The organism is Pseudoalteromonas sp. Of7M-16 (assembly GCF_022347805.1).
In the GTDB taxonomy this organism is placed as follows: Bacteria; Pseudomonadota; Gammaproteobacteria; order Enterobacterales; family Alteromonadaceae; genus Pseudoalteromonas; species Pseudoalteromonas luteoviolacea_F.
Map to the genome: position 1 here is coordinate 25,767 of NZ_JAKRFY010000031.1, position 12,365 is coordinate 38,131.

The 12,365-nt window shown below is 45.2% G+C and carries 15 protein-coding genes; 3 read left to right on the forward strand and 12 right to left on the reverse strand.

Going from position 1 to position 12,365, the window contains the following annotated elements; all coding sequences use genetic code 11:
* Nucleotides 1–5: 5 nt before the first annotated feature.
* From MHN81_RS23840 to MHN81_RS23885, 10 genes are all read right to left on the reverse strand, one after another.
* On the reverse strand, nucleotides 6–290 hold the full coding sequence (locus tag MHN81_RS23840) for a RebB family R body protein (RefSeq protein ID WP_023401222.1): 285 nt from the start codon (nucleotides 288–290) through the stop codon (nucleotides 6–8).
* A 38-nt stretch (nucleotides 291–328) separates the two neighbouring features.
* The gene (locus MHN81_RS23845) at nucleotides 329–571 is read right to left on the reverse strand and encodes a hypothetical protein (RefSeq protein ID WP_023401223.1); all 243 of its coding nucleotides are present in this window, start codon (nucleotides 569–571) and stop codon (nucleotides 329–331) included.
* A gap of 5 nt (nucleotides 572–576) precedes the next feature.
* On the reverse strand, nucleotides 577–957 hold the full coding sequence (locus tag MHN81_RS23850; RefSeq protein ID WP_239426940.1) for a RebB family R body protein: 381 nt from the start codon (nucleotides 955–957) through the stop codon (nucleotides 577–579).
* Between the two features lie 154 nt (nucleotides 958–1,111).
* Complete coding sequence (locus tag MHN81_RS23855) at nucleotides 1,112–1,405, reverse strand: hypothetical protein (protein WP_023401225.1); 294 nt, start codon at nucleotides 1,403–1,405, stop codon at nucleotides 1,112–1,114.
* A gap of 103 nt (nucleotides 1,406–1,508) precedes the next feature.
* Nucleotides 1,509–1,778 (reverse strand): RebB family R body protein, encoded by a 270-nt coding sequence (locus MHN81_RS23860; RefSeq protein ID WP_023401226.1) that lies wholly within the window; start codon nucleotides 1,776–1,778, stop codon nucleotides 1,509–1,511.
* Between the two features lie 53 nt (nucleotides 1,779–1,831).
* Nucleotides 1,832–2,098, reverse strand: coding sequence for a RebB family R body protein (locus MHN81_RS23865; RefSeq protein ID WP_023401227.1), 267 nt, complete (start codon nucleotides 2,096–2,098; stop codon nucleotides 1,832–1,834).
* A 38-nt stretch (nucleotides 2,099–2,136) separates the two neighbouring features.
* On the reverse strand, nucleotides 2,137–2,421 hold the full coding sequence (locus tag MHN81_RS23870; protein ID WP_023401228.1) for a RebB family R body protein: 285 nt from the start codon (nucleotides 2,419–2,421) through the stop codon (nucleotides 2,137–2,139).
* 74 nt (nucleotides 2,422–2,495) lie between these two features.
* Nucleotides 2,496–2,753 carry a RebB family R body protein gene (locus tag MHN81_RS23875; protein WP_023401229.1) on the reverse strand — a complete coding sequence of 86 codons (258 nt, stop codon included), beginning with the start codon at nucleotides 2,751–2,753 and terminating at the stop codon, nucleotides 2,496–2,498.
* A 55-nt stretch (nucleotides 2,754–2,808) separates the two neighbouring features.
* On the reverse strand, nucleotides 2,809–4,296 hold the full coding sequence (locus tag MHN81_RS23880; RefSeq protein ID WP_023401230.1) for an AraC family transcriptional regulator: 1,488 nt from the start codon (nucleotides 4,294–4,296) through the stop codon (nucleotides 2,809–2,811).
* A gap of 317 nt (nucleotides 4,297–4,613) precedes the next feature.
* A complete protein-coding gene (locus MHN81_RS23885; RefSeq protein ID WP_239426941.1) occupies nucleotides 4,614–6,674 on the reverse strand; it encodes a glycoside hydrolase family 97 protein in 2,061 nt (686 codons plus the stop codon).
* A 164-nt stretch (nucleotides 6,675–6,838) separates the two neighbouring features.
* Between MHN81_RS23885 and MHN81_RS23890 the strand changes: the two genes are divergently transcribed.
* Together MHN81_RS23890 and MHN81_RS23895 are read left to right on the forward strand one after the other, a co-directional pair.
* Nucleotides 6,839–7,531: a hypothetical protein gene (locus MHN81_RS23890; RefSeq protein ID WP_023401232.1), complete on the forward strand. Its 693-nt coding sequence runs from the start codon at nucleotides 6,839–6,841 to the stop codon at nucleotides 7,529–7,531.
* Nucleotides 7,524–8,783 carry a hypothetical protein gene (locus MHN81_RS23895; RefSeq protein ID WP_239426942.1) on the forward strand — a complete coding sequence of 420 codons (1,260 nt, stop codon included), beginning with the start codon at nucleotides 7,524–7,526 and terminating at the stop codon, nucleotides 8,781–8,783. The genes MHN81_RS23890 and MHN81_RS23895 overlap by 8 nt, the downstream gene beginning before the upstream one ends.
* Nucleotides 8,784–8,820: 37 nt before the next feature.
* Here the strand turns inward: MHN81_RS23895 and sthA are convergent, their stop codons facing one another.
* Together sthA and MHN81_RS23905 are read right to left on the reverse strand one after the other, a co-directional pair.
* On the reverse strand, nucleotides 8,821–10,257 hold the full coding sequence (sthA, locus tag MHN81_RS23900; protein WP_023401234.1) for a Si-specific NAD(P)(+) transhydrogenase: 1,437 nt from the start codon (nucleotides 10,255–10,257) through the stop codon (nucleotides 8,821–8,823).
* Between the two features lie 42 nt (nucleotides 10,258–10,299).
* The gene (locus MHN81_RS23905; protein ID WP_023401235.1) at nucleotides 10,300–11,433 is read right to left on the reverse strand and encodes a fatty acid desaturase; all 1,134 of its coding nucleotides are present in this window, start codon (nucleotides 11,431–11,433) and stop codon (nucleotides 10,300–10,302) included.
* 110 nt (nucleotides 11,434–11,543) lie between these two features.
* Here MHN81_RS23905 and fabR point away from each other — a divergent pair, with 110 nt between their 5' ends.
* Nucleotides 11,544–12,155: an HTH-type transcriptional repressor FabR gene (gene fabR / locus MHN81_RS23910; RefSeq protein WP_023401236.1), complete on the forward strand. Its 612-nt coding sequence runs from the start codon at nucleotides 11,544–11,546 to the stop codon at nucleotides 12,153–12,155.
* Nucleotides 12,156–12,365: the final 210 nt, after the last annotated feature.

Genomic DNA, 12,365 nt, shown 5'->3' on the forward strand with positions numbered 1-12,365 from the left:
CTGTGTTACTGCCCATCATCTTTTTCTGTAATGGCGGCAGCTGCACGTCCGAGTACAGCACTACCTACGGCACCCAAGGCATTTACACCTTGAATTGTTGCCGCTTGAACCGTGATTGCTGCTTGCTGTTGCGCATTGGTCGCATTGTTTCCTGCGTTGGAGAGTGCGGCCCCCATTGAAGCATAGAGGTTACCCATTGCCATTGCTGGGTTATCGGCAAGCACCTTGGTATTGACCTGGGTGATTGAATCAGTGATTTGTTTATTGACTGTAGGGTCTTTAGTCGCCATTGCGGTTTCCTTCTTAGGTTTAATAATGGATCTGGTTGTTAGCCAAGGAGTTGGCTATTTATTTCACTTAGCGCGTCGCTGATTTGTTCTTCGACGGCCTCCAATTGCTTGGATACTTCTTGATTGACCGAGTCGGCTTGGGCAAATGGTGCAAGCGCATCGAGACGCTGGTCATTTTCGGCAAGCAGATCAGCCACTTCTTGCTCTTGTTTTTCTGAGAGTGCTTGTATTTGTGCCATATGCTCTTCATAGAGCGCACTGTATTTGGCAAGTGACGTCATGGTATTTACTCCGTCTCTGTTGAGTCATCGGTTTTTGGTGGGGGATCAGCTGCTTGTGTTTTTTTATTTTTTCCAAAACGGAAAAGGTTAAAACGGGGCTTTTTCTCCTTTTTACTCGGCTCAGCCTCTGCTGGTTCGGCAATCATCACTTCATCACCTTCCTCATCAGCTGGTGTTTTGTTATTGCCGGGAGCGGGGGGCGTACCTGGTGTCTTGAGTAGTCTGGCACATGCATTTGTAATGGACGCCGCGGTGGTCATTTGGGCATGCTGCTGACTGGTTACGGCGTTGTGCATGGATAGCCCGAGCGTTTCAGCTAACGTGGTTTCAGTCATGCTGGTCGCTTGTTGCGAAAAGGGCACACTGTCTTTGTCTTGCTCACTCATGATTATCTCCTCGTGAATTCAAACTGGTTAGTTGCTCAACAACTGAGCAATTAATGCAACCTAGAATACGAGGTATGGCCGTTTTAAAATCGGGTAAAGTGAGATTTGATCCGGGCTTTTTTAGGATTTTGGGGGCACGCCCCCAAGGCTGCTGTTATTCTTGATTTTCATGTAGAACGGTGGCAATTTTTTCTCCAACTGCACTGAAGTTATCAGCTCCTCGACTGACGATTGACTGTGCATCTTCAATTATCTTGGAAAATTTTTCATCTCCAGTTTCAATATATTGAGACAGGGCTACACCGATAGCTGTGGTGCTCAATGTATTGAGATTTCTAAGGTTGTCGGTCGCATCCGACAAGGCTAATGCAGTGGACTGTGCGATGGACTGCTGTGCGCTCTGCACAGCGGACTCCGCCGCGTCAGGTGCACTGTTGAGGTTTTCCATAGTTAGCTCCAAACAATAAAAAAGCTCTTAGCGCTGAATTCATCACTAAGAGCTTGGTTGGGATAGTGGATCAGTATCCTGTGTTCAAGTCGTCTGAATTCAATTAAGCGTCAGGCTCAATGATTTCTTCTGCACTGCGGCCGATCACTGAACTACCGATAGACATAAGTGAGTTAACACCTTGTACTGTTGCAGCTTGCATAGTGATAGCAGCTTGTTGTTGTGCTGCTGTTGCGTTGTGTGCTGCATTGCCTAACGCTTGGCTGGTAGACATGAGTAGGTTGCCCATTGCCATAGCTGGTGTTTCACCAACCACCTTGGTATTTACCTGAGTAACCGAGTCGGTTACTTGTGCATTAACTGCATCTGCCATGATTGACTCCTGTTAATATTTTAAATTAGAAATAAAGGTTAAGATTAGGGGGATTAGCCTTTCTCGATGATACCTTCAGCGCTACGACCAACCACTGAGCTGCCGATAGACATAAGTGAGTTAACGCCCTGCACAGTTGCAGCTTGCATTGTGATTTGTGCTTGTTGTTGTGCTGAAGTTGCGTTGTGAGCAGCATTACTTAAAGCTTGGCTGGTGGACATTAACAGGTTGCCCATTGCCATTGCTGGTGTTTCACCAACTACTTTAGTATTTACTTGAGTTACTGAATCTGTGATTGCTGCGTTTACTGTATCTGCCATGATTTTTTCCTCATTGGATAGTTAATTAATCGGCTGGATTAGCCTTTGCTAAGAATTTCTGCTGTACCACGTCCAACAACCGCTGTACCAGTTGACATCAAAGAGTTGATGCCCTGTACAGTAGCTGCTTGCATTGTGATCCCTGCTTGCTGATTACCTGTCGTTGCGTTAAGCGCTGCGGTGCCCAATGCGTGACTTGTTGACAGAAGTAGGTTGCCTGTACCTGATGCAGGCGTAGAGCCTGTGACACTGGTGTTAACCTGAGTGACAGAATCTGTCACTTGGGCGTTTACACCACCTGCTGCACTTGGTGCTGCTGCCATAGTGTTTTCCTTCTATTGGTTAGTTGTTCGCCTTATATAAGGCGGTGTGTTTTATCCAGATTGACTGGTAAAAACTATTTCGACGCTTTGGGACCCATGCTCAGCAACATTTCACTGGCCAATGCAGTATTTGTCTTGATAATGGCATTGTGCTGGTGCTGTGCGAGCGTGGCATTATGTGCGGCATTACCCAATGATTGAGCGGTGGCCTGCAATAACATATCCCTAGATATTCCCGGGGCTTGCTGTGCTACCAACTCATTCAATTGTTCTAGTGCTGCAATGTCTGCCATGGTGTTACCCGTCGTTTTCAATACAGCCAGTTTAGGCATTAACAAGCCTGATTAATCGGCTCAAAAGATTGAAAATTAGGGGTAAATTGGGCTCTTACGGTTGATACTTTTTTTTGTATTCGCGCGGTGACATGTTGGTATAACGGCGAAAGATTTTTTCAAAGTGGCTTAAATCACCAAAGCCTACTTCCATGCATAGATCGGTGATCCTGAGGTTGGGGTTGTGCTCAATGAGTTCACATGCTTTTCGGATCCGCAGCTCGGCAAGGATTTGTTTAAAGCTGCGCTGAAGCGCACGTTTGAATAAATAAGATAAATGAGAAGGGCTTACAAACGCATTGGCCGATAACTCCTTTAGAGAAATATCACGTTGCCAGTTTTGCATGATAAAAGAGAGTGCCTTTTGTAAGCTGGGGTGATATTTCTGAAAAGGGGTTAAATTGCCCACCAATAGATGGTCAACACACTGTTTATTTGAAAGGCTATAGTCAGTGGCCGCAGCCAATTGAGGGTAAATCGTGGCCAGCGTTTGCTCACCTATGTTGTTTTCTTGGGCCAAAGTAAATGCGCGTAGCAATACTTTTTCGAGCTCCGCAACATTGTTGGGCCAGCGGTAGTTTTTTAACATCAATTTTGCTTGTTCTGTGAGGTGCTGCTCAGGGCTGAGTTGATAGAGTTCAGATAGCTGTTCAACCATTTCTTGAATATCTTCAGGTCGCTCGCGCAGCGGTGGGATATTGAGGTTAAAAAAGTTGAGTTTATGCCACAGGCTGGGTAAAAACTGTTCATTGTCCACCATTGCTTGGATGTCTTGCTCACTTGCGCTGATCACGCGCACGCGCTGTAAATCAATTTTGCTGGTATAGCTGGTGGCGTTATTGCTCTGTGTGGTCAGTTGCTCTAATAAGTACTTTTGCTGGGAAACCGAGAGGGCATCAATGTGGCTGAAGAATATGCAGCCTTGATTCATCGAAGAGTTGATGTGGTGCAGTTTTTTTGCAAAGTCTTCTTCATCGCAACTTGCACAGTCAATTTCATAAAATGGGTGGTGTTTGGCGTAGCTGCTAAAGTGAATTGAGCAGGCAACGTCAATGACCTCAGAGCCAGACTCTGCTTGTATGAATACGGGGCATAATTTAGCAGCTATACGCTCAATAGTTTTTTCCAAATTCAAAATTTGATCACTGTAACCCTGCAACGAGGCACTTTTACCCAAATATTGATGTGACAAGGTTTGAATAGCATTGCGTTTTACGAGTATACCTATCTGATCAGATAAATTCGTTAATTCGGATGGTGATGTACCTGGCAGATCTGCGTGCTTTAACAAATTGAGTGCACCGATACGCTTTCTTTGGTAAACAATCGGGTAGCTTCGCGCACTGGTTGGTCGATGGTGCTCTTGGTCGAAAAATATATGTGTTTTAACTTGTTGAGATGAGTCTTCCACTTCTAATGAAAGCTGTTTTAGCACACTTTCAGAGCACCGTGTATTTAAGTAGCGTGTCAGTGACTGAGTTAGTGGTAACTGTTTTTTTATCGCATCTGTGGGCGACATTATGGGTGTTGTTGATTCATTCATCGTTGACTCCAAAGCAATATAACTTTTGTCTAGCGAATATCCTTTCTAAGCGAAACAACCATATTTGGTGTTTTGCATATTGGAAATTTACAAACAAGGTGAATTAAGGCCGTGGATACAACTTAAGGAATTTTATTAGTTTTCAATCGGGGTATATTACGAACTATTAATTACATATTATTACGTGAAGGTTAATTCTAGGTGTAATTATGGTGTTATTTTTGACTTTAATGCAGCAAGTTAGCTTAGTTATAGATCTGATCTGGACACTTGTAAAGAAAGGCAAGAGAGTAGGTATCTCCTACTCTCTTGGTATGTTACAGGGCTTTAAATCGTATTGCCGTGCCTCCACTGGTAGCCAGTTGTAATGACAGGGTATCTTCGGCTGTGACGATCTGTTTTTGGATGTCTAATGCGTAAGGGTTCTGCTGCCAGTTGGCATTTTTACCATCTTGGTAGATTTGTGCTTCGTAGCGCTGATCTGCTGCTAAAAAGTCTAATTTGACTTTGATATCTCGCGCATGCTCATCAGTGATGGCGCCTAAATACCAGTCTTTACCAGTGTACTTTCCACGCGCGCGCTCTTGCCTTGCAAAGACCACATAGTCGCCAACCTCACCTGCCAAAGCGATACTGTTTTCCCAATCGGTTGGGACGTCTTTGATAAACTGAAAGGCATCAGGTTTTGCAAGGTAGTTTTCAGGTAGATCCGCCGCCATTTGTACCGGACTATACAACACAACATAGAGTGCCAGTTGCTTTGCTAGCGTCGTCTGTGGACGATTTGTTTTGTCGCCTAGACCATTAAAACTCATGTCAAATATACCTGGCGTAAAATCCATAGGTCCAGACAGCATGCGGGTAAACGCTAACATCGTAGTGTGTTCTGGTGGATTTGGAGGGGTACCCCAGGCATTAAACTCTTGGCCTCGAGCCCCTTCGCGGGTTAGCCAATTGGGGTACGTACGGCGAAGGCCTGTATCCTTAATCGGTTCATGAGTATTGATACTGAGTTTGTATTTTGCTGCGAGCTTCACGTTATCGAGATATTCATTGACCATAAACTGACCATCGTGCCATTCAAACCGGGCGTGTCCACGTTCATCAATGCGTTTGATATTGCCGCCATCTGCGACATATCCGGTTTTAATTTGGCTGACCCCATTTTGCGCATACAAATTAAATGCTGCATCCATTTGGTTGCGATAGTTGCTGACGTTGCCGGATGTTTCATGATGGCCGATAAGGCGCGCACCGACTTTTTCGGCATGTGCTTTAATGGCATTAAAATCAAAGTCAGGGTATGGCTCGGTAAAGCTAAATACATCGCCATTAAAGAACCAGTCGCCATCCCAACCTGTATTCCAACCTTCGACTAAGACCCCGTCAAAGCCATGCTCAGCGGCAAAGCTCAAATACTCTTTAGTACGTTCGGTGGTTGCGCCGTGTTTTTCGCCGCTCCCCCAAGTGTGTTTCCCTATGTGCATGCCCCACCAGATACCGGTATATTTTCCCGGTTCTACCCAAGAAACATCGCCCAGCTTATTTGGCTCATTGAGGTTCAGAATAAGGTGGGAGTTGAGTAAGTCGGTAGCGTGCTCTCCCACTTGAATTGTTCGCCATGGGGACTTGAATCGGCCGTTGGTTTTGACCGCAATACCATCTGACCATGGTGTGAGATCACTGATAAATGTGCCTGGCCTGCGTTGATTTAGCGTCATGCCTGCGTAGTCAACCAAAGCGGCTTCATGGATGCTCAGATGCACACCACGTTTATTTTTAAATGTAAACGGTGTATGGACATGTGCTGCATCGTGCAGTGGTGTGGTGTTATAAGTATACTCATAGCGATTCCAGCCCCTCGCAGGGATCCACCAAGCTTGGCTTTCACTGCTGTCGGCGACACTAAACTCCGTAAGTTCCCGGGTGATATACCTCGCTTCCTCTTTGTCAACTTCGTAGCGAAAACCTAGCCCATCATTAAAAGTACGGATCCGAACTCGGTATTGTGTGTTTTTTTCACGTTTATCGGCAAAAGTGACCAACAGCTCATTGTGGTGATCAACAATCGTGCGGGCTTCACCCCAAGGTTGTTGCCAAGTGTCATTGTGTGATTGGCGCTCAACAGCACTGATATACAAGCTGTCTCGCATTGATGGTGCTCTGGCAAAGTCAAATCCAAGCGTGGATGGGTTGATCACCGTGTGTCCTTTGAAAGCGACTTGGTACTTTGGCTGAGAACCGTCGTCACTAATGGTCACGGTGAGTTGTTGATCTGGTGAAGAGACTTTAAAGCTGGCTGCGTGCACAGTGGATGTCAATGACAGTAAGCTGGCAACGAAACCTATGGTAGAGCAAAGTGAACTTGAATAGCGCATGTTTTTTTCCCATATAGGCAACTGGTTATGGTTAGCTTACGGACTAATTTTGCCTCTCTGAATGGTTTGCATACGTATTCAAATTTAAAATGCGATGAATGCATAATTTGCGTCGTCCGGTCTATACTCAAATGAAAAATAAGGCCAGATAAGGATTGTGCTCAATGCAATTTCAGCAGCAAGTAAATAAAGCAATAACAAAGCGTGCTAGGTGGCGATACGGAGTGGCCCTAAGTGCTTGTTTGATGTCTTCAATGGGGGTGGCAAAGCCATTGACGCTAAACATTACAGGCACGGATGGGAAGCCAGTGAAAGAAGCTGTGGTGTGGTTCGAGAGTAAACAACTTACTTTGAACCAAAACACGCTCAAGCAGAGCTATAAAATGGGGCAAAAAGATCGGGCATTCACACCGCATATCTTAGTTGTGCCAAAAGGTGCAGAGGTCTCCTTTCCAAACTACGACTCGATTTTGCATCATGTCTATTCTTTTTCAGCCGCACAACCGTTTGAGTTTAAGTTATACCGCGATAATCCACAGTCTTTAACCTTTGGCAATACCGGTGTGGTCGAACTAGGGTGCAACATCCATGATTGGATGCTGGGCTACATTCTGGTGGTGGATTCGACCTATTTTGCGGTGACGGATGAGCAAGGTAAAGCTGTCATAGATATGCCAGAACAGTTGCAATCAGGTTTGGCCATTAACGTGTGGCATGAAGGGTTCGCCAATTTGGATCAGCCAGAGCGCAAGCAACTAAAATCGCTGCCAAATACATATACCTTAAGCTATCAGCTCAATCAGTCACTGTTTGAACTGAAAGAAGATTTTTCAGATGAGTTTGATGATTATGAATAACAGCACAAAAAATATCTTTGTCATTCCGTCTCTGTGCGCACTGGTAGCTGGCCTTGCTGGTGTTTCTTGTCAAAGTTATGCTGCGCAACATAAAGGGGTCGTTCAAGCAAGCTGGCAATCTGCGAGTGACTACCCGTCTTGGTATTCCAGAGGCGCATCGGTGAACCGTTTTGGCCAAGGTGAGGATGGGGTCAAAATTAGCAGAGCCTTGGTGCAGTCCCGCTTTGAAATAGGATCTAGTTGGTCGGCGCACAGTAGCTTACAGTACGTACCAGACCCTGATGAAAAAGTGGGTTTTACTGAGCTTTTTGCCGAGTATAAACCCGTGACAAGAGGGGCTTATCAGCCACAATTACGTGTTGGTGGTTTTTATCCAAAGATGTCATTGGAAAACCCCGATATTGGATGGTCGTCACCCTATAATTATAGTTATTCCGCGTTAAATGCTTGGCTTGGTGAAGAACTTAGAGCGTTTGGCTTAGAGGCCAGTGTGAAACGCAACGGGAAACGATTAGACAAACCGAGTGCGCACAATTGGCAGTGGTTGGCGGGCGTTTATAAAGGCAATGATCCATTGGGAGCGGTGTTGGCATGGCGTGGCTTTGCGCCACACGATAGACAGTCCGTATTCAATGAAGCTTTGGCCTTAAGACCAACGGCAGGGTTTAGAGCGCCTCAGCTACGCAAACAGGCATGGCAAATAGAGCCTTTTACCGAAATTGATGGGCGCTTTGGCTATTATGTTGGTGCGCATTGGAGCTATCAAAACCGTCACGATTTACGTGCCTATTGGTACGATAATAATGGTGATCCTGGGGTGGTTAATTACCATACCGGACAATATGCATGGGATACAAAGTTTTGGAGCCTTGCCTATAAATATAAGATCACAAAACGCACTCATGTTATAGCGCAAGCCATGTCTGGCAATACGGCGATGGGGTTTTCTCGGGGTGTAGACAATGATTTTGACAGTCAATTTCTCTTATTGACACACCGCTGGCAAGCGCTTCGAGTGAGCGGTCGCATCGAACAGTTTAAAGTCAAAGATATGGATCATTGGGTCTTCGATCCCAATGACAGTGATGGCGGCGCTATCACAGCAACGGTTAAATGGCGATTCTCAGAGAGCTGGCGAATTGGCGCTGAATTTCAGTATTTAGAAACCAAAGTGGCTAATCGTGCCGACGATAACTTGCCAACTCGCCAAATTGAACAACTATGGCGGGTGAGCGGGGAGTATCGCTTTTAATTTGCGGCTGATTGATTTCAGCCGCAACACACGTTAGCTAGTCACAGAGTCTGTTAAGACCGTTTAGCGCTGCAACTCGGTAGGCTTCTGCCATGGTAGGGTAGTTGAAGGTGGTATTGACGAAATACTCGACGTTATTGCCTTCTCCTTTTTGCTCCATAATGGCTTGGCCAATGTGGACAATCTCGGAAGCACGCTCACCAAAGCAATGAATACCCAATATTTCTTTGGTTTTTGTGTGAAACAAGATTTTTAAACTGCCCACTTCTGTGCTGGCAATTTGTGCCCGCGCAAGGTGTTTAAACTGAGCTCTGCCAACTTCATAAGGTATTTTGGCGGCTGTGAGCTCTTGTTCCGTCTTGCCGACTGAACTCATTTCTGGAATGGTATAAATTCCAGTTGGGATGTCGGTGATTAAGCGCTCATCACACTGTCCATTGGCAATTGCATTGGCTGCAATTCGACCTTGATCGAATGCCGCACTGGCAAGACTTGGGTAGCCAATTACATCGCCCACCGCGTAGATGTTTTCAACTTGTGTTTGGTAGTATTCATTGACTCGTAATTGACCGCGCCCATCGGCTTTAAGGCCTACAGCCTCGAGGTTTAAACTATCGGTATTACCTGTTCTACCATTGGCCCATAGGATACAATCGGCTTTCACTTTTTTACCTGACTGAAGGTGAAGAATGACGCCTTTGTCACTGGTTTCTACTTTGGCAAACTCTTCATTGTGACGGATCACAATACCGCTGTTCCAAAAGTGATAGCTCAGTGCATCTGATATTTCATCATCCATAAAGGAAAGAAGTCGATCTCGTGTATTGATCAAGTCTACTTTAGCTCCTAAACCTTTAAAGATAGACGCATATTCACAGCCAATTACACCCGCGCCGTATACGATCACCCGTTGTGGGTTGTGTTCCAGACGTAAAATTGTATCGCTGTCATACACCCTCGGATGATCAAAGTTAATCTCAGGTGGACGGTATGGTCTAGAGCCTGTGGCAATCACAATGGTCTTTGCAGTAAGCACATCTTGCGAGCCATCCAGATGAGTCACTCGGACCGTATTAGCATCGATAAAACTGGCTTCACCTTGGAAAAGGTGAATGCGATTTCTGTCGTAAAAGCTGGATCGCAGTGAAGATTGTTTGCCAATAACGTCACTGGCATGATTTAAAATATCCTGAAAGGTTAATCGCTTAGGACGTTCAGTAAATCGATATAGGGGATTAGCCTTGTACTCAATTAAACGGCTAACGGAATGTCTAAGTGCTTTTGAAGGAATAGTGCCCCAGTGAACACATCCGCCACCAACCGCGGTTTGCTTTTCTATCACGGCAACTTTGCGCTGACTCTTTGATAAGTTCATCGCAGCCCCTTCGCCACCGGGGCCAGTTCCTATGATGATGGCGTCATACTGAAATGATTGCGGTGGTTGCTCACTGGGTTGTTGTTTGGATTTAGTCACGGCCTCGCCTTACTTGCTCAATTGGGAGGCCGTTTAGGTGCGTTAGCTTGTCGCGCCTTTTAACAGCCTCGAGTTTAATGCCAACCATGCCTGCTTTTGTGTATGCCAAGCCTGCTCTAACTCAGAATATTGTTTGTGCAGTGCTGATTGTTCACACTGTTCTAAAACGGCATGTTTTTTAGCTTCGAGTAATTGCTTTTGAATTGCACAAAAATTCTGTAACTTTTTCAAAAGCAAATCATATTCTTGCTGTAACAATGTAAGCTTATCTTGTGCTAAAGGCAATTTTGCAAGCGTAACTTTCGTTTTATTCAACAAGGTTTCTGCTTTGGCTTTTTCAATGCGCTCTACTGGTGTACGTTTTAACTTACTGGCAAGGCCTAGGTAAGATAAAACACCAATCATCCACTTGGTTGGATCGTAGTGGTACCAGCGGATCCCATTGCGGTAGTCACTGGCGAAAATATGGTGGAAGTTATGATAGCCCTCACCATATGTGAGCAAAGCTAAGAAACCATTATCTCGGGCGGTATTTTTTTCGGTATAAGGGCGGCTGCCCCAAATGTGTGCCAGCGAGTTAATGAAAAAAGTAAAGTGTTGTGACAAAACTAAACGCAATACACCGGCAAGCAACAACATGCCAAAAATATCACCGAGTGCTAAGCCAAGTAGTAGTGGAATACCAATGTTGGTGAGTAGAACCAATTTGAGGTAGTGCTTGTGTTGCCACATAACGATCTTATTACGCTGGAGGTCTCGTGCATTGCTGTAGTCGCCATAGTTGTCACCTTGGTAATCACGCAGCATCCAACCTATATGGCTATACCAAAAGCCGCGTGTTGCGGCATACGGGTCTTTTACTGGATCATCGACTTGACCGTGATGTACACGATGATCACTGCTCCAGTGCAAGATGCTATTTTGCAGCGCAAATGCACCACCAAGTGCAAAAATAACCTGGATCACGGGATGTGTTTCATAGGCTTTATGTGCCCAAAGGCGGTGATAACCAGCGGTGATCGACATGCCTGCGTAAAACATACATGCGATAAATGCGACCCAATGGGTGAGCGTATAACCGTATTCATAGCCGTACCAAGGTACTAGCGTGACGGCGGCTAAAAAAGACAGACTAAAGAATATTAAATTAGTCCAAATAATAGGCGGTTTTTTCATTTTTAAAATCTCAGCGTACACTTGTACGCTAAAATAGTATTTCATTCTTGTGCCGTCAAGTATTAGACTGCCCAAATAGCGTATTGAGGTAAATAAAGTAGGGGGCATTGATGTCAGGTGTGCGTGCACAACAAAAACAAAAAACTCGACAAGCACTGATTGAGGCTGCATTCAATCAGCTCAGTGCCGAGCATAGCTTTTCTAACTTGAGCTTACGTGAAGTGGCACGAGAAGCGGGGATTGCGCCTACGTCTTTCTATCGTCATTTTAAGGATATGAATGAGTTAGGGCTGACTCTAGTCGATGAAGCGGGACTAACACTAAGACAGCTAATGCGCCAAGCACGAAGACGCATTGCCAGTGGTGGTAGTGTTATTGATACGTCTGTGCAGACTTTTATGGAGTTTATCGAAACGTCTAGCAACCAATTTAGACTGTTGCTCAGAGAACGGTCTGGCACATCTCCTGCATTTCGTGCTGCTGTAGCTAGGGAGATCAAGCATTTTATATTGGAGTTAGCTCACTATTTAGAATCTGAAACTAAAGTCGATGCGCACCACGCTTATATGCAGGCAGAAGCTATGGTGACTTTGGTATTCAGCTCAGGTGCAGAGGCGCTTGATCAGGATCAGCAGCAACGGGCAGAGCTAACTGCCAGATTGATCTGGCAGCTGCGCTATATTGCTAAAGGTGCAGCGGGTTATCAAAAGAGCCACTCTTAATTTAGTTAACTCGTGACTGGGTAGCCTCTAGGGCAGTGAAAAAACCTAGCAGGCTTATATCCATGCAAATGCTTATTTGCAATCAAGGCATATTCAGTAAGCAGTCTGTTATCTCTGGATAACAGTGTCATTTTGCGTACAATCCCCTGTAAATGCAGCACTTTCTCCCAGTTGTTAATTTAAATAATAGCAATATTGTTATTTTCTGAT